Source organism: Telluria sp. Soil_C_11 (assembly GCF_057657395.1).
In genome coordinates, this window is sequence record NZ_JBDGIN010000008.1 from 117973 (window position 1) to 138966 (window position 20994).

Annotated in this window: 21 protein-coding genes; 9 read left to right on the forward strand and 12 right to left on the reverse strand. The window is 64.1% G+C overall.

Annotated elements, in window-relative coordinates; all coding sequences use genetic code 11:
- Positions 1-37: 37 nt before the first annotated feature.
- A complete protein-coding gene (lexA, locus tag AC3A6M_RS15100; RefSeq protein WP_487853539.1) occupies positions 38-682 on the reverse strand; it encodes a transcriptional repressor LexA in 645 nt (214 codons plus the stop codon).
- 256 nt (positions 683-938) lie between these two features.
- On the opposite strand from lexA, the gene rpsF reads away from it, so the two are divergent.
- The 9 genes from rpsF to pulA all read left to right on the forward strand — a co-directional run bounded on the left by rpsF (position 939) and on the right by pulA (position 10180).
- Positions 939-1322, forward strand: coding sequence for a 30S ribosomal protein S6 (gene rpsF, locus AC3A6M_RS15105; RefSeq protein WP_487853540.1), 384 nt, complete (start codon positions 939-941; stop codon positions 1320-1322).
- Between the two features lie 41 nt (positions 1323-1363).
- Positions 1364-1657, forward strand: a complete 294-nt coding sequence (gene priB, locus AC3A6M_RS15110; protein ID WP_487853541.1) for a primosomal replication protein N — start codon at positions 1364-1366, stop codon at positions 1655-1657.
- A gap of 39 nt (positions 1658-1696) precedes the next feature.
- Positions 1697-1987, forward strand: a complete 291-nt coding sequence (gene rpsR / locus AC3A6M_RS15115; RefSeq protein WP_036249492.1) for a 30S ribosomal protein S18 — start codon at positions 1697-1699, stop codon at positions 1985-1987.
- Positions 1988-2020: 33 nt separating this feature from the next.
- Positions 2021-2473 (forward strand): 50S ribosomal protein L9, encoded by a 453-nt coding sequence (gene rplI / locus AC3A6M_RS15120; protein ID WP_487853542.1) that lies wholly within the window; start codon positions 2021-2023, stop codon positions 2471-2473.
- A 195-nt stretch (positions 2474-2668) separates the two neighbouring features.
- Positions 2669-4054, forward strand: a complete 1386-nt coding sequence (locus AC3A6M_RS15125; protein WP_487853543.1) for a replicative DNA helicase — start codon at positions 2669-2671, stop codon at positions 4052-4054.
- A 121-nt stretch (positions 4055-4175) separates the two neighbouring features.
- Positions 4176-4802: a DUF47 domain-containing protein gene (locus AC3A6M_RS15130; protein ID WP_047823888.1), complete on the forward strand. Its 627-nt coding sequence runs from the start codon at positions 4176-4178 to the stop codon at positions 4800-4802.
- Between the two features lie 20 nt (positions 4803-4822).
- A complete protein-coding gene (locus AC3A6M_RS15135; RefSeq protein ID WP_487853544.1) occupies positions 4823-5833 on the forward strand; it encodes an anion permease in 1011 nt (336 codons plus the stop codon).
- A gap of 136 nt (positions 5834-5969) precedes the next feature.
- A complete protein-coding gene (locus tag AC3A6M_RS15140; protein ID WP_487853545.1) occupies positions 5970-6923 on the forward strand; it encodes an IS1595 family transposase in 954 nt (317 codons plus the stop codon).
- A 197-nt stretch (positions 6924-7120) separates the two neighbouring features.
- Positions 7121-10180, forward strand: coding sequence for a pullulanase-type alpha-1,6-glucosidase (gene pulA / locus AC3A6M_RS15145; RefSeq protein WP_487853546.1), 3060 nt, complete (start codon positions 7121-7123; stop codon positions 10178-10180).
- A gap of 53 nt (positions 10181-10233) precedes the next feature.
- Here pulA and AC3A6M_RS15150 read toward each other — a convergent pair whose 3' ends face one another.
- From AC3A6M_RS15150 to AC3A6M_RS15200, 11 genes are all read right to left on the reverse strand, one after another.
- Positions 10234-10479, reverse strand: coding sequence for a hypothetical protein (locus tag AC3A6M_RS15150; RefSeq protein ID WP_487853547.1), 246 nt, complete (start codon positions 10477-10479; stop codon positions 10234-10236).
- Between the two features lie 175 nt (positions 10480-10654).
- Positions 10655-12478, reverse strand: a complete 1824-nt coding sequence (locus tag AC3A6M_RS15155; protein WP_487853548.1) for a PhoH family protein — start codon at positions 12476-12478, stop codon at positions 10655-10657.
- Positions 12479-12694: 216 nt separating this feature from the next.
- The gene (locus AC3A6M_RS15160; protein ID WP_487853549.1) at positions 12695-13174 is read right to left on the reverse strand and encodes a peroxiredoxin; all 480 of its coding nucleotides are present in this window, start codon (positions 13172-13174) and stop codon (positions 12695-12697) included.
- A 44-nt stretch (positions 13175-13218) separates the two neighbouring features.
- On the reverse strand, positions 13219-14172 hold the full coding sequence (locus AC3A6M_RS15165) for a polysaccharide deacetylase family protein (protein ID WP_487853550.1): 954 nt from the start codon (positions 14170-14172) through the stop codon (positions 13219-13221).
- A 16-nt stretch (positions 14173-14188) separates the two neighbouring features.
- Positions 14189-15229: a bifunctional UDP-4-keto-pentose/UDP-xylose synthase gene (locus tag AC3A6M_RS15170; RefSeq protein ID WP_487853551.1), complete on the reverse strand. Its 1041-nt coding sequence runs from the start codon at positions 15227-15229 to the stop codon at positions 14189-14191.
- An 11-nt stretch (positions 15230-15240) separates the two neighbouring features.
- Positions 15241-16155 carry a formyltransferase gene (locus AC3A6M_RS15175; RefSeq protein WP_487853552.1) on the reverse strand — a complete coding sequence of 305 codons (915 nt, stop codon included), beginning with the start codon at positions 16153-16155 and terminating at the stop codon, positions 15241-15243.
- A 72-nt stretch (positions 16156-16227) separates the two neighbouring features.
- Positions 16228-17217 carry a glycosyltransferase gene (locus tag AC3A6M_RS15180; protein WP_487853553.1) on the reverse strand — a complete coding sequence of 330 codons (990 nt, stop codon included), beginning with the start codon at positions 17215-17217 and terminating at the stop codon, positions 16228-16230.
- A 2-nt stretch (positions 17218-17219) separates the two neighbouring features.
- The gene (locus AC3A6M_RS15185) at positions 17220-18374 is read right to left on the reverse strand and encodes a DegT/DnrJ/EryC1/StrS family aminotransferase (protein WP_487853554.1); all 1155 of its coding nucleotides are present in this window, start codon (positions 18372-18374) and stop codon (positions 17220-17222) included.
- A gap of 62 nt (positions 18375-18436) precedes the next feature.
- Positions 18437-18811, reverse strand: coding sequence for an EamA family transporter (locus tag AC3A6M_RS15190; protein ID WP_487853555.1), 375 nt, complete (start codon positions 18809-18811; stop codon positions 18437-18439).
- Positions 18812-18814: 3 nt separating this feature from the next.
- On the reverse strand, positions 18815-20482 hold the full coding sequence (locus AC3A6M_RS15195) for a glycosyltransferase family 39 protein (protein ID WP_487853556.1): 1668 nt from the start codon (positions 20480-20482) through the stop codon (positions 18815-18817).
- Entirely contained in the window at positions 20479-20850 is a 372-nt protein-coding gene (locus AC3A6M_RS15200; RefSeq protein ID WP_487853557.1) for an Mth938-like domain-containing protein, read from the reverse strand. Before AC3A6M_RS15200 ends, AC3A6M_RS15195 begins: the two co-directional genes overlap by 4 nt.
- Between the last annotated feature and the right edge of the window lie 144 nt (positions 20851-20994).

The window sequence follows — 20994 nt, forward strand, 5'->3', positions numbered from 1 at the left end:
CGGCCTGGCTTTGCGCCCGGCCGGCGTAGTACCTGGCTTAGTGCCAGGAACGCAGCAGGCCGACAGCCAGGCCTTCGAGCGCGAACTCGTCGTTCTGCGGATCGACCGTGATGACGGAGAAGTCCGGGTTTTCCGGCAGTAGTTCGATGGTGCTGCCGTTCTTGCGGTAGCGCTTGACGGTGACTTCGTCGCCGATGCGGGCAACCACGATCTGGCCGTTCTTGGCCGAATCCACTTTCTTGACAGCCAAAAAGTCGCCGTCGCAGATGCCGGCGTCGCGCATCGACCAGCCCCGGACCTTCAGCAGGAAGTCGGGCTTGGCCGAGAACATGGCCGGGTCGACCGAATAGGTGGCTTCGACGTGTTCCTGGGCCAGGATGGGCGAACCGGCGGCGACGCGGCCGACCAGCGGCAGCGACATCAGCAGGGCGGCCGGCACTGCGGGCAGCGGAGCGTTGTCGGTCGCGGCGCTGCCGACCAGGCGGATGCCGCGCGAGGTGCCGGGAGAAATTTCGATCGCGCCCTTGCGCGCCAGGGCTTGCAGGTGTTCTTCGGCTGCGTTGGCCGAGCGGAAGCCAAGCTCCTGGGCGATTTCGGCGCGGGTCGGCGGGAAACCGGTGTTGTCGATGGCTTCCTTGATCAGGTTGAGGATCTGTTCTTGCCGTGCGGTGAGCTTAAGCATGGTGTATGTGCGTAGATGAGCGGGGTGCGAGTGAAACTCGATACCCTGTATTTTTGTACAGTATTGCGCCGGGCGCAAGGGGATTCCGTGCGTTTTGGCGGTTTTTTTTGCCTGGCGGGCACAGCCAATGCCCGCTGGACCGCACACGGCGATTGAGCTCTTGACGTTTTTACGGTTATAATGTCGGGCTTTCCCTTCCCACACTCGTCTTGACGCCGAGGTGGGCATTTGTTTAAACGTCCTTAAGGAGTGTTGCATGCGTCATTATGAAATCGTGTTTATCGTCCACCCGGACCAGAGCGAGCAGGTCCCGGCGATGATCGAGCGCTACAAGACCACGGTCACCTCGCGCGGCGGTAACATCCACCGCGTCGAAGACTGGGGCCGCCGTCAAATGGCTTACCAGATCCAGAAGCTGCCGAAGGCACACTACATCTGCATGAACATCGAGTGCGACAACGAGACCCTGGTCGAGCTGGAAACCGCATTCAAATTCAATGATGCCGTGCTGCGTCATCTGACCGTCAAGATGAAGAAGGCCGAAACCGCACCGTCGCCGATGATGAAGTCGGTGCAGCGCGAAGACGCAGCCAAGAGCCACCGCGCCGAAGCTGCCGCCGCTCCGGTCGCAGCCGCCTAATCCGTTCAGACTAGAAACGCGGAAAGAAGCGCGCAAGGGCAGTGAACGAGCTGTTGCTGGTCGCAAGCATCGCGGAACGCGATATCCTGCGCTACACCCCGGCCGGCATTCCCATCGTCAGCGGCATCCTGCAGCATGGATCGCAGCAGACGGAGGCGGGAATAGCCAGGCAGGTCGAGTTCGAGATCGCCGCGGTTGCCGCGGGAGATATTTCGGGCCGATTCGCCGATGCCGAACTGGGAGCGGTACACCAGTTCAGGGGATTTCTGGCCAAGAAGAACCGCAACAGCAAAGCCCTGGTGTTTCACATCATTGATTTCAGTGCCGCCGCATAAAAACATTGCGGCCACCCATTTAGATACAGGAGCCTCAAAATGGCATTCGGTAAAAAGTTCGACAAAAACAAAGCCAAGGAAAAACTGAAGCGCAAACAGCAGAACCCGCTGTTCAAGCGCAAGAAGTTCTGCCGCTTCACCGCTGCAGGCGTGGAACAGGTTGACTACAAAGACGTCGACACCCTGAAGGATTTCGTCCAGGAAAACGGCAAGATCATGCCGGCACGCCTGACCGGCACCAAGGCGCACTACCAGCGCCAAGTGGATACCGCGATCAAGCGCGCCCGCTACCTGGCCCTGCTGCCGTACACCGACCTGCACAACGCTTAATCGTCGGTCACGACACGTATACTGGAGAATAATATGCAAGTCATCCTGCTGGAAAAAGTCGTCAACGTCGGCAACCTGGGCGACGTGGTCAAGGTCAAGGACGGTTACGCACGTAACTTCCTGATCCCGCAAAAGAAAGCCCGCCGTGCTACCGAATCGGCCGTGGCCGAGTTCGAAGTCAAGCGCGCCGAACTGGAAAAGGCAGCCGCCGAGAAGCTGGCAGCCGCACAAGCCCAAGGCGAGAAGCTGAACGGCATGACCATCACCATCGCCCAGAAAGCTGGCGTGGATGGCCGTCTGTTCGGTTCCGTGACCAACTTCGACATCGCTGAAGCCCTGAGCAAGCAAGGTTTCGCCGTCGAAAAGGCCAACGTGCGCATGCCGACCGGCCCGCTGAAGACCACCGGCGAGCACCCGGTTGCCGTCGCTCTGCACACCGACGTCGTCGTCGACGTGACCGTTGCGGTCGTGGGCGAAGCTGCCTAAGTAATACAGTAGTACCCCGTCGTCCCCGCGCAGTCGGGGACCCAGGTTTGCTCGCGCATTGATGGCGGCAACAGAACTTGGGTCCCCGCCTTCGCGGGGACGACGCTTTTTGGGTGACCAAAAAACGTCGCTTTTTCTTTTTAGAAAATCACCAATCATTTCAGCCGGCGATGCGGAAAAGGTATAATGTCGGCCATGAACACCTCAGCAGACCCGCAGATCGAGTCGCTCCGCATTCCCCCGCATTCCATCGAAGCAGAACAGTCCGTCATCGGCGGCCTGCTGCGCGATAACGCGGCGTGGGACCGTATTGCCGACTTCATGCATGCGGAGGACTTCTACCGCTACGACCACCGGATCATCTTCGAACAGATGGTCCGCCTGATCAATGCCGGCAAGCCTGCCGACGTCATCACCGTTTACGAGTCGCTCGTCCAGCTCGGCAAGGCCGAGGAAGTGGGCGGGCTGCAGTACCTCAACGCGATGGCGCAGAACACGCCGTCCGCCGCCAACATCCGCCGTTACGCCGAGATCGTGCGCGACCGCGGCGTGCTGCGCCAGCTCATCACCGTGGCCGATGAAGTCTCGGCCAAGGCCTTCAATCCGCAGGGCGCCGAGGTCAAGCAGATCCTCGACGAAGCCGAATCCCGGATCTTCGCGATCGCCGAGCAGGGCGCCCGCGGCGCCCAGGGCTGGATCCCGGTGCAGCCGCTGCTGACCCAGGTGGTCGAGCGCATCGACGAACTCTACAGCCGCGAAAACCAGGGCGAGATCACCGGCGTCCCGACCGGCTTCATCGACCTCGACAAGATGACGTCCGGCCTGCAGCCGGGCGACCTGGTGATCGTCGCCGGCCGTCCGTCGATGGGCAAGACCGCGTTCTCGGTCAACATCGGCGAGGCGGTCGCGGTCGAGGCCGGCCTGCCGGTCGCGATCTTCTCGATGGAGATGGGCGGCGCCCAGCTGGCCATGCGTATGCTGGGCTCGATCGGCCAGCTCGACCAGCACCGCCTGCGTACCGGCAAGCTGATCGACGAAGACTGGCCGCGCCTGACGCACGCGATCCAGAAGATGAACGACGCCCAGATCTTCATCGACGAGACGCCGGCGCTGAATCCGATCGAGATGCGTGCCCGCGCGCGCCGCCTGGCGCGGCAATGTGGCAAGCTCGGCCTGATCATCGTCGACTACCTGCAGCTGATGCAGGGTTCCAAGCCGGGCGACAACCGCGCTTCCGAGATCTCGGAGATTTCGCGTAGCCTGAAAGGCCTGGCCAAGGAACTGGGTTGCCCGGTGATCGCACTGTCCCAGCTGAACCGATCGCTGGAACAACGTCCGAACAAACGCCCGGTCATGTCCGACCTGCGCGAATCGGGCGCTATCGAGCAGGACGCGGACGTCATCATCTTCCTGTACCGCGATGAAGTGTACAACCCGGATTCGCCGGACAAGGGTACCGCCGAGATCATCATCGGCAAGCAGCGTAACGGCCCGATCGGCGCCGTGCGACTGACCTGGATGGGCATGTATACCAAGTTTGGCAATTACAGCGGCAGTCTGTCCATTTACCAGGGCGACTAAGTCGATATAACCGCCGCGCGGGTCAAAAACCGGGGTCAGAGCCCTTTTAAGAGCAACACCGGGCTCTGACCACTGCGCGGCCTTTTAAGCAAGATCCAAGAGATTTACCAACGGAGAACCTATGTTTGGACGCCTGATGCCCACGGAGGGCAAATTTTTCGACCTGTTCAACCAGCACGCAGCGCTTTGCGTGAAGGGTGCGCAGGAGATGGTCGGCCTGATGACCAATTTCGACGACCTGGAAAACCGCACCCACGCCGTGGAGAGCATCGAAAAACAGGCGGACAAGATCACCTACGCGTGCGTCGACCTGCTGCACAAGACCTTCATCACCCCGCTCGACCGCGACGACATCCACAAGCTGATCACCCGCATGGACGACATCCTCGACATGATGGAAGACGCAGCCCAGACCATCTCGCTGTACGACCTGCACGCCGTCACGCCGGAAGCCAAGCGCCTGGCCGAGCTGTGCCTGGCCTGCTGCGAAAAGGTCCAGCAGGCCGTCGGCATGCTGCACAACATGGATAACGCCCAGAAGATGGTCGCGATCTGCGAAGAGATCGACCGCCTGGAATCGGACGCCGACCACGTGATGCGCGCCGCCATGTCCAAGCTGTTCCGCGACGAACCGGACGTGCGCAACCTGATCAAGATGAAGGCGATCTACGAGATCCTGGAGACCGTCACCGACCGTTGCGAAGACGTCGCCAATATCATCGAAGGCATCATCGTCGAAAACGCGTAAGCCAGAACAATAAAAACAATATGAATTCTCTTCATATCAGCATCTATGTGCTGGGCCTGCTCGTCTTTTTAGCGCTGGTCTTCGACTTCATGAACGGCTTCCACGACGCCGCCAACGCGATCGCGACGGTAGTGTCGACCGGGGTGCTGAAACCCCAGACCGCGGTCGCGATGTCCGCGCTGTTCAACTTCGTCGCCATCTTCACCGTCGGCCTGCACGTGGCGTCGACGGTGGGCAAGGGCACCGTCGACCCGCATATCGTCGACCACTACGTGGTGTTCGGCGCGCTGGTCGGCGCGATCTTCTGGAACGTGGTCACCTGGTACTACGGCATTCCGTCCTCGTCCTCGCACGCCCTGATCGGCGGCCTGGTGGGCGCGGCCGTGGCCAAGTCGGGCACCGGCGCCCTGGTCGGCGGCGGCCTGCTCAAGACCGTCACCTGGATCATCCTGTCGCCGCTGCTGGGCTTCCTGCTCGGCTCGCTGGTGATGCTGGCGGTGTCCTGGATCTTCGTGAAGACGCCGCCGCGCAAGGTCGACACCTGGTTCCGCCGCCTGCAGCTGGTCTCGGCCGCGGCCTATAGCCTGGGCCACGGCGGCAACGACGCGCAGAAGACCATCGGCATCATCTGGATGCTGCTGATTGCGGCCGGCGTGTCGCAGGCCGGCGACGCCGCGCCGCCGCTGTGGGTCATCATTTCCTGCTACACCGCGATCTCGCTGGGCACCCTGTTCGGCGGCTGGCGCATCGTCAAGACCATGGGCCAGAAGATCACCAAGCTGAAGCCGGTGGGCGGCTTCTGCGCGGAATCGGGCGGCGCAATCACCCTGTTCCTGGCCAGCTCGATCGGCGTGCCGGTATCGACCACCCACACCATCACCGGCGCCATCGTCGGCGTCGGCTCGGCGCAGAAGGCCTCGGCGGTGCGCTGGGGCGTGGCCGGCAACATCGTCTGGGCATGGGTCTTCACGATCCCGGCTTCGGCCTTCATGGCGGCGATCGCCTGGTGGATCGGTACCCACGTCCTGTAAACAGGCACCGGTAGAAATCCAGGAAGGGCGGGATGCAGATCCCGCCCTTTTGTTTTTGGCGCTGTTCGCATTAAGTGTGGAATTTTTTCGGCAAGCGCCCGGTCCAACGTCGACCTGAACCGTTGACGGAGGCGCCATGCAAACCCGGCAGTTCGAGCAATTTCTCCAGCGTCTACCGAGCCTCACCCGGCGCCAGCGCGGCCGGCTGCTGGCGCTGCTGCAATCGGCTGCCGGGCTGGACCGGGCTCTCGACGTCATCGAACAACCAGGACAGACGCCTTGCTGCCCGCACTGCCAGGCCGATCGTCCCTATCGTCACGGCCATGCGAATGGCCTGCAGCGTTATCGCTGCCGCATCTGCTTTCGTACCTTCAACGCCCTGAGCGGCACGCCGCTGGCCCGGCTGCGCCACAAATCGCGCTGGATCGACTACCTCGACGGCATGCTCGACTCGCGCAGCGTGCGCCGCGCGGCGCTGGAAACGGGCGTGGCCAGCGCCACCAGCTTTCGTTGGCGGCATCGCTTCCTCAGCGTGACCAAGGACGACCGGCCCGAGCGGTTAAAGGGAATCACCGAGGCCGACGAAATGTATGTGCTCGAATCGCACAAAGGCGCCAGGAAACTCGACCGCCCGCCACGCAAGCGCGGCGGCAAAGCGTCAAAGCGCGGCATCTCGAACGAGCAGATGTGTATTTTGGTCGCACGCGACCGCAGCGGGCAGACCATCGATGCCGTCACCGGCAAGGGCGCGCTGCGCAAGCAGCATTTGCTCGAGCACCTGCGGCCGCGCCTGGAGCCGGACGTGCTGCTGGTGACCGACAGCCACGCCGCTTATCCGGCATTCGCCCGTGAAGCCGGGATCGCCCATGAAGCCGTGAACGTGAGCGCAGGCATCCGCAAGCGCGGCGCCCTGCACATCCAAAACGTCAACGCCTATCACAGCCGCATGCGCGCCTGGCTGGTGCCGTTCCGCGGGATCGCCAGCCGCTATCTGTCCCACTACTTCGGTTGGCGCTGGGCGCTGGACGGGCAGCGCATCGCCAGCCCGGATGCCTTCCTGAGAGCGGCGCTGGGCAGATTCAACACTTAATGCGAACAGCGCCTTGTTTTTTGTGCACGCCACGCAACAGGCTTCCCTTACTTTTTTGCTATCGATGGTAGTAATATTACATACGGCGCCACGCCACCGATAACAATACAGGGGACGACATGTTCATCAGACGTAGTTTAACTTCACGGCTGCGCCTCGCCGCAGCCGTTTGCACATCCATCGTGCTGGCGGGCGCAATGTCCGGATGCGGCGGCGGCGATGCCCAGCAGGGGAGCGCCTCGGCCAGCCGCCTGCTGGCCGAGGCGCCCAGCGCGTCCGTCGCGCCAGTCGCGCCCGGCAACATCCGCATGCACTTCCACCGCGTCCAGAACGACACCGCCCAATGGGGCGTGTATTCCTGGGATGGCCCGCAAAACCCGAGCTCGGCCTGGATCACCGACCGCTTCATGTTCGCCAAGACGGACGGCTTCGGCGGCTACGTCGACATCCCGCTGGCGGCGGGCAAGAGCGCGATCTGGTTCCTGGTCACCGACGGCAACGGCACCAAGAATTGCGGCGCCGACCAGCACGCCGACCTGAGCGCCGACGTCGCCACCAAAGGCCAGGAGATCTGGATGCTGGAGGGCGACTGCACCGTCTATGGCAGCCAGCCGGCCCTCAGCTACGGCAACCTTGGCTTCGCCAGCGCGCACTGGCTGTCCGCCACGACCCTGGCCTGGCCGGGCGTGCCGGCGTCGGGCGCCACCTATAAACTGTTCTACGCCGTGAACGGCGGGCTGGCGGCCACGCCGGATGCAAGCACCGGCCTGGCTGGCGCCGACGGCAGCTTTGTCCTGGCGCCGGCCGCGCTGCCGGACGCGACCCGCCAGAAGTATCCGCACCTGGCGGGCGCCACCGGCCTGCGCCTGTCGGATGCCGATGCCGCCCGGGTCGCCCAGTTGGCCAGCGGCCAGTTCGCGATCGCCCAGTACGATGGCGCCGGCAAGCTGGTGCAGGTCACCTCGCTGCAGACCGCCGGCATGCTGGACGACGTGTTCGCGACCAAGGCGGCCCAGGCCCAGCTTGGCGTGAGCTTCAACGCGCAGGGCGTGCCGACCTTCCGCGTGTGGGCGCCGACCGCGAAGTCGGTGGCCCTGAACGTCTACCCGGACGCAAAGGCCAGCGCCGCCACCGCCTACCCGATGAGCAAGGATGCGGCCAGCGGCGTATGGGCCTATACCGCGCCGGATGCCGGCTGGACCAACCGCGCTTACTACACCTATACCGTGCAGGTGCTGTCGCGCTGGGCGAACAATGGCGTGGTGACGAATACCGTCACCGACCCGTACTCGCTCAGCCTGAACGCGAACAGCACGCGCTCGTTCGTCGCCAACCTCGACAGCCCAGCCCTGAAACCGGCCGGCTGGGACGACCAGCGTATCCCGAAGCTGGACGCGCCGACCGACATCGCGCTGTACGAACTGCACATCCGCGATTTCTCGGCCCAGGACACGACGGTGCCGGCCGCGCACCGCGGCAAGTACCTGGCCTTCACGGACCTCGACGCGAATCCGATGCGCCACCTGAAGTCGCTGCAGAAGGCCGGCCTGTCGCACGTCCACCTGCTGCCCAGCTTCGACTTCGCCAGCGTCAACGAAACCGGCTGCGTGACCCCGACGATCCCGAACGCGGGCCCGGACTGGACCGACCAGCAGGCCGCCGTCGCCGCGGTCCAGGACAGCGACTGCTTCAACTGGGGCTACGATCCGGTGCACTACAACGCGCCGGAAGGCAGCTACGCCAGCGATGCCAACGACGGCGCCGCGCGCGTGCGCGAGTTCCGTGCGATGGTGCGGGCCCTGCACGAAACCGGTCTGCGCGTGACCATGGACGTGGTCTACAACCACACCAGCCAGTCGCAGCAGGGACCGCTGTCCGTGCTGGACCGCATCGTGCCGACCTATTACTACCGGCTGGGCGCGAACGGCGGCATCCTGAACGACAGCTGCTGCGCCGACACCGCCCAGGAAAACGTCATGATGGGCAAGCTGATGATCGATTCGGTCTCGCTGTGGGCGAAGCAGTACAAGGTCGACAGCTTCCGCTTCGACATCATGGGCTTCACCCCGCTCGACCTGCTGAAGCGCCTGCAGGCCGGCGTCAACCAGGCCGCCGGCCGCGACATTTACCTGTACGGCGAAGCCTGGAACTTCGGCAACGTCGCCAATGACGCCCGCTTCGTGCAGGCGCGCCAGGCGAACATGGCCGGCACCGGCATCGGCTCGTTCAACGACCGCATCCGCGATGCCGTGCGCGGCGGCGGCTGCTGCGACGGCGGCAGCGCCCTGGTCAGCCAGCAGGGCTTCATCAACGGCGTCTGGTATGACCCGAACGCCCAGGCGAACCAGAGCCGCGACGATGCGCTGCGCCTGGCCGACATGGTGAGGGTCAGCCTGTCCGGCACCCTGCGCGACTACCGTTTCACGGACCGCTTCGGTTCGCTGCGCAGCAACGCCCAGATCGATTACTTCGGCCAGCAGGCGGGCTTCGCCGCCAGTCCGTCCGAAGTCATCAACTACGTCGAGGCGCACGACAACCAGACCCTGTTCGACATCAACGCCTTCCGCCTGCCGCAATCGACGCCGCTAGCGGACCGGGTGCGGGTGCAGAACCTGGGCGCGGCCATCGTGCTGCTGTCACAGGGCGTGCCCTTCATCCACGCCGGCCAGGAAATCCTGCGTTCGAAGTCGCTCGACCGCGACAGCTACAACGCCGGCGACTGGTTCAACCGCCTCGACTACAGCTACGCGTCGAACAACTTCGGCGTCGGCCTGCCGATGGCGGGGCCGAACCAGGACAACTGGGGCATCATGGCGCCGATCCTGCGCAATCCGCTGATCAAGCCGGACACCCGCGCCATCCTGTCGGCCAAGGCGGCCTTCGAAGACCTGCTGGCTATCCGCAAGGACTCGACCCTGTTCCGCCTGCGCACCGCCCAGGACGTGATCGAGCGCCTGAAGTTCCATAACGTCGGCCCCAACCAGGTGCCGGGCGTGATCGTGATGAGCATCGACGGCAACGATCCGGCCAACTATCCCGGCGCGCAATACAAGGGCGTGGTAGTGGTGTTCAACGTCGACAAGGCCGCGAAGACGATCGCGGTGCCGGAACTGAAGGGACGCAAGCTGCAACTGCACCGCATCCAGATGAACGGCAGCGACGAAGTGGTGAAGGCCTCGGCCTTCTCGAGCGCCAGCGGAAGCTTCAGCATCCCGGCGCGCACGACGGCGGTGTTCGTCCAGAACGGCAACGACTGACACCGAAGCCGTGAATGAAGAGGGCCGGGCGTGCACGCTCCCGGCCCTTTGTGTCAGTTCTGCGGCAGGTTCAGGGCGTTGCCACCCATGATGCGCGCGTTCTCCATCTCTTCCTTGCTGGCGGTCTTGACGGGGCTCGCGCGGTCCACGTTGCGGCGCGCGATCAGGCTGCCGGTCGGGGTGTAGGTCTCTTCCCGGCTGGCGTGCCGCGCTATGTCCTCGGGGCCGCTCGCGCAGCCGGCCAGCAGGGCCGCGCAGCCGGCAAACAGCAGGATCGAACGGGTCGACTGGAATGTCATGATGGTTCCTCGGGATGTGATTCTGCCATTGTTACGTCGTTTCCCGGGACGATGCCAGCGTGTTTGTGTAAGCGAGTTTCATGAATTTGTCATGCCCGGTTGCGCGAAGCCGGCCAGTAAAAAAGCCTGCGCCCCTTCCAGGAACGCAGGCTTTTCGCCGTGGGAGGCTTGAAACTTACAGCACGTCGCTCGCATGGTCCGCCAGGCGCGAGCGCTCGCCGCGCGCCAGCGTCACGTGGCCGCCGTGGCTCCAGCCCTTGAAGCGGTCGACCACATAGGTCAGGCCGCTCGAACCTTCGGTCAGGTAGGGCGTGTCGATCTGGGCGATGTTGCCGAGGCAGAGGATCTTGGTGCCCGGACCGGCGCGCGTGACCAGGGTCTTCATCTGCTTGGGCGTCAGGTTCTGGGCCTCGTCGATGATCAGGAACTTGTTCACGAAGGTGCGGCCGCGCATGAAGTTCAGCGACTTGATCTTGATGCGCGAGCGGATCAGGTCCTGGGTCGCGGCGCGGCCCCAGTCGCCGGCGTCGCCGTCGCCCTTCATCAGCACTTCGAGGTTGTCGTCGAAGGCGCCCATCCAGGGCGACATCTTCTCCTCCTCGGTACCCGGCAGGAAGCCGATGTCCTCGCCCACCGGCACGGTGACGCGGGTGACGATGATCTCGTTGTAGACCTTGGTCTCGAGCACCTGGGCCAGGCCCGCCGCCAGCGCCAGCAGGGTCTTGCCGGTGCCGGCCTGGCCGAGCAGGGTGATGAAGTCGATCTCCGGATTCATCAACAGGTTCAGGGCGAAGTTCTGCTCGCGGTTGCGCGCCGTGATGCCCCACACATTGTTCTTGTTGTGGCTATAGTCGCGCAGGGTCTGGAACACGGCCGTCTTGCCGTTGATCTGCTTGACCTGGCCCTGGAAGGGCGCTTCGCCGTTCTTCGGCTCGAAGAACACGAACTGGTTGACCATCAGCGAAGGGATGAAGGGCCCGGTGACGCGGTAGAAGGTCGACGAGTTGCCGCCCTTGATCTCCTGCCAGGACTCCATGTTCTTGCCGTGCCTGGTCCAGAAGTCGTCCGGCAGCTGGACGATGCCCGAGTACAGCAGGTCGGTGTCTTCCAGCACGTGGTCGTTGAAGTAGTCTTCGGCGGCCAGGCCCAGGGCGCGCGCCTTGATGCGCATATTGATGTCTTTCGACACCAGCACGATCGCACGCCCCGACTGGTCGCCTTCCAGCGCGCGCACTACGCCCAGGATCTGGTTGTCGGCCTTGCCGACCGGGAGGCCTTCCGGCAGGCTGGCGGCGTTCAGGCGGGTCTGGAAGTACAGGCGGCCGCGCGCATCCTTGTTGCCCAGCTTGGCCAGCGGAATGCCGGCTTCGATCGCGTCGTCGTCGGTGTTGGCGATCAGGGCGTCCAGGGTGCGGGATACCTGGCGTGCGTTGCGCGCGACTTCCGACATGCCCTTCTTGTGATTGTCGAGTTCCTCGAGCGTCATCATCGGCAGGTAGACGTCGTGCTCTTCGAAGCGGAACAGCGAGGTCGGGTCGTGCATCAGCACGTTCGTGTCGAGCACGAACATCTTGGTCGCGCCAGCACTGTCGGCCTTGCGGCTGGCCGAGGACTTGACGTTGACCTCGACCGGCTTGTGCTTGGCCGGATGCGGCTCGTTCATGTCGGTTTCGCGCAGCTTCGCAGCGACGCCTTCCCCGGCGCCGGTCTTGCCGCCCTTGTCGGCGCGGGCCGGGGCGGGCGCGCTGGCCGATGCCGCCGTCGCGGCGCCGTTCTCGGGAATGGCTTCGCGCGCCGGCGCTTCGGCCAGCAGCGCGGCCTTCGACTTGCGCGCGCGGGTGGTCTTGGCCGCGACGGCCGGGCCGCTCACCAGGTCTTCAACGGGGTCGTTCTCCGCCTTCGCGGCTGCGCGGACAGGCGATTTGCCGGGTTCGGCCTTGGGATAATCTTTTGCCAGCAGGATGGTGGCAGGTTTGCTTGGTATTTTCGGTAGTGGCATCAGGTTCTCAATCTAATAAGAAGTCGGAAAAATGCGCCGTGCGGACATGTGCGCCGCCGGGCCGGACAGATGCAACTGTGGGGGGAGCTGCGCGGCCCCCGGCCGCCTCGATGGAGCGGGGCCGGAGGCCAGATTGGAATGATGCGTTGAGGTAAAACTGGGACTCAAAATAGGCAAACGTAATGGCTTCGGGTTAGCGTTAGCCGAGCCATCCGTTCAGGGCTGGCTTCGGAGAAATTCCAGCACTTCATCAACGTGATCATTGACTTTCACGCCACGCCATTCTTTCACCACTTTGCCGTTAGCGTCAATGACAAACGTACTGCGCTCGACCCCCCGTACTTTCTTACCGTACATGTTTTTCATCTTCATTACATCGAACTGGGTGCAGACCGCTTCGTCAGGGTCCGAGATCAGTTCGAAAGGCAGGCCGAGCTTGCCCTTGAAGCTTTCGTGGGAGCGCAGCGAGTCGCGGCTGAGGCCGTAAATCTCGGCACCCAGCGCGGTGAACTCGTCGTGGTGGTCACGGAAGGCCATGGCTTCGGTGGTACAGCCGGGAGTGTTGTCCTTTGGATAGAAATACAGCACCGTGTACTTGGCGGGACGACCGTTCAGCTCGAAGGTCTGGTCGCCGGTCATGGCAGCGGTAAAGTTGGCCAAGGGTTCGGTAGATGCTGCGGATGGGCTTTCGGCCACGGGTTTCTCCTGTCGGAAACGGTAAGGCGGCACGAAAGCCGCTCTCAGTCCTTGGTATCGAGCACGATCAACTCTCCTGACCGGCCCGGTAACTCTCCCCACTGCACCGGATATTCCGGCAGCGGGGCATGTTTTATCTTCTCATAATAGTCCGCCATCGAGGCGAGCTGGTAGCCTTGTGCTTTCCAACCTGATAACAGCTGCTCGAAGATGGGGGCGAGTTTCTGTCCTTCAAGTTCCGCGTGCAAGGTATACACGTGGTCGCGCCGGTTGTCCGCCGTCAGCTTGAGCAGGTGGGCGGCGATGTTCGCGGTGGTGAGTTCCTGGCCGTCGATCTCGCGTCCCAGCAGCTCGTCGAGCGTGGGCAGGGTGGTCGGCATCTGGATGTGGCGCATGCCGGTAAAGCGGTAGGGCCCTGCCTGCGGATCCTGGAGCGAACCGTCGTCGCGCAGCACCGCGCGGCCATCGGAGGCATAGGCATAGCCTTGCGCGTCATGGCGCGCGAAGGCGTGCACATTCATCTGCCAGCCGGCCGCGCCGTGGGTATGCGGGGCTTCGCCGAAGACCTGGGCATAACGCTGCTCGCTCTTCTTCATCATGCCGTCGGTCCAGCGGGCGTCCCTGGCGCGGACATTGTCCTGCCACAGCACGTGGTCCCAGGTATGGATGCCGCATTCGAAGCCGGCATCGCGCGCGGCGCGCATCTCGGCCGCGCCTTTCACGCCGATGTCGGGGCCGGGCAGCAGCACGCCGTACATCAGGGTCTTGAAGCCGTAGTGTTCGAGCACCGAAGTGCGCGAGACCTTCTGGAAGAAGCCCGGGCGCAGCGCGCGTCGCATCGCCCAGCCGGTATGGTCGGGGCCGAGCGAAAACAGGAAGGTCGCGCCGGCCGCGTGGCGGGTCAGCATGCGCACCAGGTTCGGCACGCCTTCCAGCGTGCCGCGGTAGGTGTCGACGTCGATCTTGAGGACGAGCAGCGGGGGAGCCAAATGAGCCAAGATGAAGTCCCGTGCCTTAGTCCATCAGCGCCCGGGCGACGCCGACCTGGCCGCGATAGGCGTCGAAAATGTGGCGCAGGGCCTCGGCCATGGTGGTGGTCGGCGCCCAGCCGAGGTCGTTCATGGTGTTCTCGATCTTCGGCACGCGGTTCTGCACGTCCTGGTAGCCCTTGCCGTAGTAGGCGCCCGAGCTGGTCTCGACGATCTTCACCTTCTGCGCGCCAGCGGCGTATTCGGGATACTCGGCGGCCAGTTCCAGCATCATGTCGGCCAGCTCGCGGATCGAATAATTGTTGGCCGGGTTGCCGACGTTGTAGATCTGGCCGCTCGCCTTGCCATCCTTGTTTTCGATGATCTTCATGAGCACGTCGATGCCGTCGTCCACATAGGTGAAGGCGCGTTTCTGCGCGCCGCCGTCGACCAGCTGGATCGGTTCGCCGCGCACGATGTGGCCGAAGAACTGGGTCAGCACGCGCGACGAGCCTTCCTTCGGCGTGTGGATCGAATCCAGGCCGGCGCCGATCCAGTTGAACGGGCGGAACAGCGTGAAGTTCAGGCCTTCCATGCCGTAGCCCCAGATCACGCGGTCCATCAACTGCTTGGCGCAGGCGTAGATCCAGCGCGGCTTGTTGATCGGGCCGTAGACCAGTTCCGAATTTTCCGGATCGAATTCCTCGTCGCGGCTCATGCCATACACTTCCGAGGTCGACGGGAAGATCAGATGCTTCTTGTACTTCGCGGCCGAGCGCACGATCGGCAGGTTGGCCTCGAAGTCGAGTTCGAACACGCGCAGCGGTTCCTTCACGTAGGTCGACGGCGTGGCGATGGCGACCAGCGGCAGGATCACGTCGCACTTCTTGACGTGGTACTCGACCCATTCGGTGTTGATCGTGATGTCGCCTTCGAAGAAGTGCATGCGCGGATGGTCCAGCAGCTCCGTGATGCGCTCGGCGTTCATGTCCATGCCGTAGACTTCCCAGTCGGTGGTCGCGAGGATGCGCTTGGACAGGTGGTGGCCGATGAAGCCGTTGACGCCGAGGATGAGGACTTTTTTCATGGTGTGTTGGGTCAGTGTTGCTCGGCGAGCTGGGCCTTGAGTTCGGCTGCGGAAATGCGCAGGCCGTCGGCCAGCAGGCTGTGGATGGCGAGCGCGCGGCCATCGCCGCAGACGCCGAGGATGGCATTATCCACCACCGCCAGTCCGGGCGGTAAATCGGGCGCCGCGCCGCGGTGAAGACGCGCGCGCTCGATCACATAGCGGCGCGGGCCGACGTCGGTAAAGGCGCCGGGGTAGGGCGGCGCGACCGCGCGGTGCAGGTTGTACACCTCCTGCGCAGGCTTCGACCAGTCGATGCGGCCGTCTTCCGGCTTGCGGCCGCCGAAGTAGCCGCCCTTCGACAGGTCGTTCGGCGTGCGCGGCGCGGTCCCGGCCAGAAGCGCCGGCAGGACCTCGTACAGCGCCAGCTCGGCCGCCACCGTGACCTTGCCGAACACCTCGAAGGCGGTATCGTCGGGCAGGATGGGGACGGCCTGCTGGGACACGATGGCGCCGGCATCCGGCTTGATCGTCATCTCGTGCAGCGAAGCGCCGGTCCGGGTCGCGCCGTGCAGCACCGCCCAGTTGGTCGGCGCGCGGCCGCGGTATTCCGGCAGCAGCGAGCCGTGCATGTTGTAGGCCGGCGCCACGTCGAGGATCGCCTGCGGCAGCATGTGGCGGAAGTAGAAGCTGAACATCAGGTCCGGCTGCGCAGCCTGGATCCGCGCCAGCAGCTCTGGCGACTTCGCATCGTCCGGGGTGACGAAGGGGATGCCTTCGGTTTCGCACAGCGATTGCACGGACTCGAACCAGATGTTCTCGGTAGCGCTGTCCTGGTGGGTGACGACCAGGGCGACGTCGACACCGCCGGCGAGCAGCACTTTCAGGCAGCGAACGCCGACGTTGTGGTAGGCGAAGACGACTGCGCGTTTGGATTGTTGGGTCATGTGATTACGTGAGATTTCACCGCGATAGCTTGATCCGTCGTTCCCGCCTGCGCGGGAACGACGGTGATATGTTCAGCGCACCACCTGCCGCTTCTCGACCGGCTCCACCTCGGACCCGGCCGGCATTCCCTGCAGCACGGTCTGCACCACATAGCGCGGCCGCGCGCGCACCTGCTGGTAGATCCGGCCGACGTATTCGCCCACCAGGCCGATGCCGAACAGGATCACGCCCATGAAGAAGAACGCGATCGCGAACAGGGTGAACACGCCTTCGGCTTCGGCGCCCAGCAGGAAGCGGCGGAACAGCAGGAGCAGCACCAGCAGGGCGGAGAAGATCGCCAGCGACATGCCCAGCAGCGAGAATATCTGCAGCGGCACCAGCGAGAAGCCGGTCATCAGGTCGAAGTTCAGGCGGATCAGGCTGTACAGCGAGTACTTCGATTCGCCGGCCGCGCGCTCTTCGTGCTCGACCACGATCTCGGTCGGCCTGCGCGAGAATTTATAGGCCAGCGCCGGCACGAAGGTGTTCACCTCGCCGCACTGGTTGACCAGGTCGATCACGTTGCGGCCGTAGGCGCGCAGCATGTTGCCCTGGTCGGTGATGTGGATGTTGGTGATGCGTTCGCGCAGGCGGTTCATCATCTTCGAGGCGACCGTGCGCCACGCCGAGTCCTGGCGCTTGCGGCGGATCGAGCCCACGTAATCGTAGCCCTCGCGCATCTTGGCCACCAGCTTGTGGATCTCTTCCGGCGGGTTCTGCAGGTCGGCGTCGAGGGTGATCACGATCTCGCCGCGGGTCTGCTCGAAGCCGGCCAGGATCGCCATGTGCTGGCCGTAGTTGCCGTTGAAGAGCACGACGCGGGTCACGTCCGGGCGCTTGCGGTACTGCTCGGCCAGGATCGAGACCGAGTTGTCGCGGCTGCCGTCGTTGACGAAAATGACCTCGTAGGGCACGCCCAGCTTGTCCATCGCCGGATACAGGCGCGCGAACAGGTTGGCCAGGCCGGCCTCTTCGTTATAGACCGGAATGACGATCGACAGCTCCGGTTTCGCAGTACTCACCGTCATTTTGCCAGCACCGCCGAATTTAAGACCGACTTAGCTGCGGCCACGGCGCGCTCGACGTCGGCAGTGGTCATGGCATTGAACATCGGCAGGGTCACGGTCAGGCGGCCGATCTTCTCGGACACCGGGAATTGCCCGTCCTTGAAGCCGCGTTCGCGGTACATCGTGAACAGGTGGATCGGCGCGTAGTGATAGCCGGTGCCGACGTTGTGTTCCTTCTGCAGGCGGGTCATGAACTCGGCGCGGGTGCCGGGGCCGTTGTCCGGCAGGATGATCTGGAACAGGTGCCAGTTGCTGGAGCCGAAGGCCTTGACCGGCAGCTGGGCGCCGTACTTTTCTTCGAAGTCGGGGCCGAAGCAGTCGAAGTAGTGCTGCGCCAGCATCGCGCGGTGGGCGGTGAGCTTCTCCAGGTGCTTCATCTGGCCCAGGCCGATGACGGCCATGATGTCGCTCATGTTGTACTTGCCGCCCAGGACGTCGACGTCGATGCCGTCCACGCCGCTGCGGGTCACGCCCTGCAGGCGGTATTTCTCGGCCAGGCGGGCTTCTTCCGCGTTGTTCAGGACCAGGCAGCCGCCTTCGCCGGTGGTGATGTTCTTGTTGGCCTGGAAGCTGAACGAGACGAAGTCGCCGAAGGAGCCGATCGGCTTGCCGTTCCAGCGCGAGCCCAGGGCCTGGGCGGCGTCTTCGATCACGCGCAGATTGTGCTTGCTGGCGATCGCATACAGGCGGTCCATGTCGACGGGCAGGCCGGACAGGTAGACCGGGATGATGGCCCTGGTGCGCGGGGTGATCGCCGCTTCGACCTTGTCGAGGTCGATGTTGCGGGTGACCGGGTCGATGTCGGCGAATACCGGGGTGGCGCCGACTTCGATGATGACGTTGGCCGTCGCGACCCAGGAAATCGGGGTGGTGATCACCTCGTCGCCCGGCCCGATGCCGGCGATGCGCAGCGCGATCTCCATGGTGCAGGTGCCGGAATTGAAGGTGCGCACCGGGCGGCCGCCGAAGTAGTCGGACAGCAGGGCTTCGAAGGCCTGGTTCTTCGGACCGGTGGTGATCCAGCCGGAGCGCAGCACCTCGCCGACGGCGGTAATGGTTTCTTCGTCGATGGTGGGCCGGGAAAAGGGCAGGAAGGGCAGCTCGGCAGTCATGAGGTGATCGATGTGGTTATGTGATTGGTGGAAATGCACGCGTGATTTTATCAGCCTGCCTGTCAGGAGCGCGCCAGCAGGGCCACGCCGACCATGATCACGGCGATCGCCAGCAGGCGCTGCGGCGACACGGTCTCGCCCAGGAACAGCCAGGCGCCGGCCGCCGCCACCACGTACCCCAGCGAGAGCATCGGGTAGGCGATCGTCACGTCGGTGCGCGACAGGCCCATGATCCACACCACCAGCGACAGGGCATAGCAGGCCAGGCCGCCGAGGATCGGCAGCTGGCTGATGACCTTGACGAAGGTCTGGAATGCGTTGCTCATCGTAAGGTGGATGGCGCCGCCGAGGGCGTTGGTGCCGGCCTTGAGCAGGACTTGGGCGATGGCGTTGAGCAGCACGCCGGAAATGATGAAAGCGAAAGTGGAGAGGTTCATGGTTCAAAAATTGGCGATCACGGTGCGGCGCGCATCGCCGGCGACGACGCGCAGCGGCACCCCCTGGCGTTTCAGCTCGGCCGCGATCTCGGGACGGGTGATGGCGATGCTCTTCTGGCCGGCCGCAGCCTCGGCGCGCCAGCGCGCGACGAAGGCCGGAACGGTCGGGATCGCGAGTTCCGGCTGCTGTTCGAGGCCGAAGGTGAATTCGTCCCAGTAGTCGACCAGGGTCACGGTGCGGTTGAGATAGAAGGTCAGCGACTGTTCGTAGATGTTGACCGAATACACGTGCGTGGCAGGATCGGCGGCGCCGGCGGCCTTCAGGGCCGGCAGCAGGTTGGTGCCGGCGCGCACCTGGCCGATCGGCTCGAAGCCGGTCAGCAGCAGCTCGGTGCCGGCAAAACCGGCAATCGCCAGCACCAGCACCGTCAGGTCGCGCTGCATCTGGCGCGCGTACAGCATGGAAAGCAGCCCGCCGATCAGCAGCACCAGGCCGGCCGCCAGCACCCATGGCTGGTAGGCCGCGTACAGTAGGTTCTCGCCGGGGTGGCGCGCCAGGCGCAGCATGAAGGGCACGAAGCCCAGCAGGCCGGCGCCCAACAGGGCGGTCAGGCCGGCGGTCAGCATGCGGCTGCGGCGGGTGCCGACGTCCAGGTAGACCGCCACCAGCAGGGCCACGGCCGGGAACACCGGCACGATGTAGCCCGGCAGCTTGGAATTCGACTTGGTGAAGAACAGGATGATGAAGGCGGTCCACACCAGCAGCAGCAGGCGCGGCTTGAAGCGCGTGGCGCCTTCCTCGCGTCTGGCGCCCAGGATGAGGCTTTGCACCAGCACGCCGACCCAGGGCACGCTGCCGACGGCCAGCAGGACGAAGAACACGTACCAGGCGGCTTCGCGGTGGTGCTCCTTCTTCAGGAAGCGGTCGAAGTGCTCGTGGATGAAGAAGAAGTGCGGCTGCTCGGGATTCTTCAGGCCGACCAGCACGAACCAGGGCGCGGCGATCAGGAAGAACAGCAGCAGGCCCTTGACCGGGTGCAGGCGGGTCCAGATCTTCCAGTCGCGCGCAAACACGGTGTACAGCACCAGCACGCCGCCCGGCAAAACAAGGCCGATCAAGCCTTTCGCCAGCACCGACAGGGCCATTCCGGCCCAGCACACCAGCATCCAGTTACGTTGCTCGGCCGCGGTGGCATCGTCGCGCTGGGCGATCAGCAGTGCGCACAGGGCGACCGTCATCATGGCCGACAAACTCATGTCGACGGAATTGACCTGGCTGCAGATCACCCAGTACAGCGAGGAGGCCAGCACCAGGCCCGCGTAAAAGCCGATGCGCGCGCCGAACACGCGCATGCCGGTGTAGCCGGTCAGGCCGACGCCGAGCAGGCCGCACAGGCCGGTCCACAGGCGCGCCTGCCAGTCGCCGAGCCCGAAGATCTCGAAGGTCAGGGCGTTCATCCAGGTCTGGAGCGGCGGCTTTTCGAAGTACTTGATGCCGTTCAGGCGGGTGGTGATCCAGTCGCCGCTGGCGAACATTTCGCGCGCCATTTCGGCGTAGCGCCCTTCGTCGGGCGGGACCAGCGTGCGCGCCCGCAGCACGCCCAGCAGGACGGCGGCGAAGGCGAGAAACAGGGTCCAGACCAGGGTCTTGTTCTTGTGAAGTTCTTTCATTCGATGATCAACGCCAGCGTCACCTTGCGGCCTTCACCCATCAGGATGTTGTAGGTGCGGCAGGCAGCATGGCTGTCCATGCTTTCCACGCCGATGCGAAGGGCCGACAGGCTGGCGATCAGGCGCGGGTGCACGAAGCGCTGGCGCTCGCCGGTGCCGAGCACGACCACATCGGGCTTATCAAGGGCGATCTGTTCGAAATGGGCGGCGGTCAGGTCCTCGAACCGGGTCACGTCCCAGGCGCGCGGCGGCGTCTCGGGCATCACCAGCACGCTGTAGTCGTAGCGCTTGGCATTGATCTCGACGCCGGACTGGTCGTAGCCGGTGACGGTCTGGTATTTTTCGGTGTTGCTGGAATGGAGCTTCATGTCGAAAGCCGTGGTTGTGCGTGCTGAAAAAGTGCGCGGGGCGCACGAGCCGCGTATTGTAATGGGTTTTTCTACAACGCCAGCAGTCAGGTTGCTTAATCTCGCTGTATTGGGCAGAATGGGATTTTTCGCATTGCAACAATC

Coding starts and splice junctions, on each gene's coding strand:
- lexA (WP_487853539.1), bottom strand. CDS start 682: ATGCTTAAGCTCACCGCACGGCAAGAACAGATCCTCAACCTGATCAAG.
- rpsF (WP_487853540.1), top strand. CDS start 939: ATGCGTCATTATGAAATCGTGTTTATCGTCCACCCGGACCAGAGCGAG.
- rpsR (WP_036249492.1), top strand. CDS start 1,697: ATGGCATTCGGTAAAAAGTTCGACAAAAACAAAGCCAAGGAAAAACTG.
- rplI (WP_487853542.1), top strand. CDS start 2,021: ATGCAAGTCATCCTGCTGGAAAAAGTCGTCAACGTCGGCAACCTGGGC.
- AC3A6M_RS15125 (WP_487853543.1), top strand. CDS start 2,669: ATGAACACCTCAGCAGACCCGCAGATCGAGTCGCTCCGCATTCCCCCG.
- AC3A6M_RS15130 (WP_047823888.1), top strand. CDS start 4,176: ATGTTTGGACGCCTGATGCCCACGGAGGGCAAATTTTTCGACCTGTTC.
- AC3A6M_RS15135 (WP_487853544.1), top strand. CDS start 4,823: ATGAATTCTCTTCATATCAGCATCTATGTGCTGGGCCTGCTCGTCTTT.
- AC3A6M_RS15140 (WP_487853545.1), top strand. CDS start 5,970: ATGCAAACCCGGCAGTTCGAGCAATTTCTCCAGCGTCTACCGAGCCTC.
- pulA (WP_487853546.1), top strand. CDS start 7,121: ATGTCCGGATGCGGCGGCGGCGATGCCCAGCAGGGGAGCGCCTCGGCC.
- AC3A6M_RS15150 (WP_487853547.1), bottom strand. CDS start 10,479: ATGACATTCCAGTCGACCCGTTCGATCCTGCTGTTTGCCGGCTGCGCG.
- AC3A6M_RS15155 (WP_487853548.1), bottom strand. CDS start 12,478: ATGCCACTACCGAAAATACCAAGCAAACCTGCCACCATCCTGCTGGCA.
- AC3A6M_RS15170 (WP_487853551.1), bottom strand. CDS start 15,229: ATGAAAAAAGTCCTCATCCTCGGCGTCAACGGCTTCATCGGCCACCAC.
- AC3A6M_RS15175 (WP_487853552.1), bottom strand. CDS start 16,155: ATGACCCAACAATCCAAACGCGCAGTCGTCTTCGCCTACCACAACGTC.
- AC3A6M_RS15185 (WP_487853554.1), bottom strand. CDS start 18,374: ATGACTGCCGAGCTGCCCTTCCTGCCCTTTTCCCGGCCCACCATCGAC.
- AC3A6M_RS15190 (WP_487853555.1), bottom strand. CDS start 18,811: ATGAACCTCTCCACTTTCGCTTTCATCATTTCCGGCGTGCTGCTCAAC.
- AC3A6M_RS15195 (WP_487853556.1), bottom strand. CDS start 20,482: ATGAAAGAACTTCACAAGAACAAGACCCTGGTCTGGACCCTGTTTCTC.
- AC3A6M_RS15200 (WP_487853557.1), bottom strand. CDS start 20,850: ATGAAGCTCCATTCCAGCAACACCGAAAAATACCAGACCGTCACCGGC.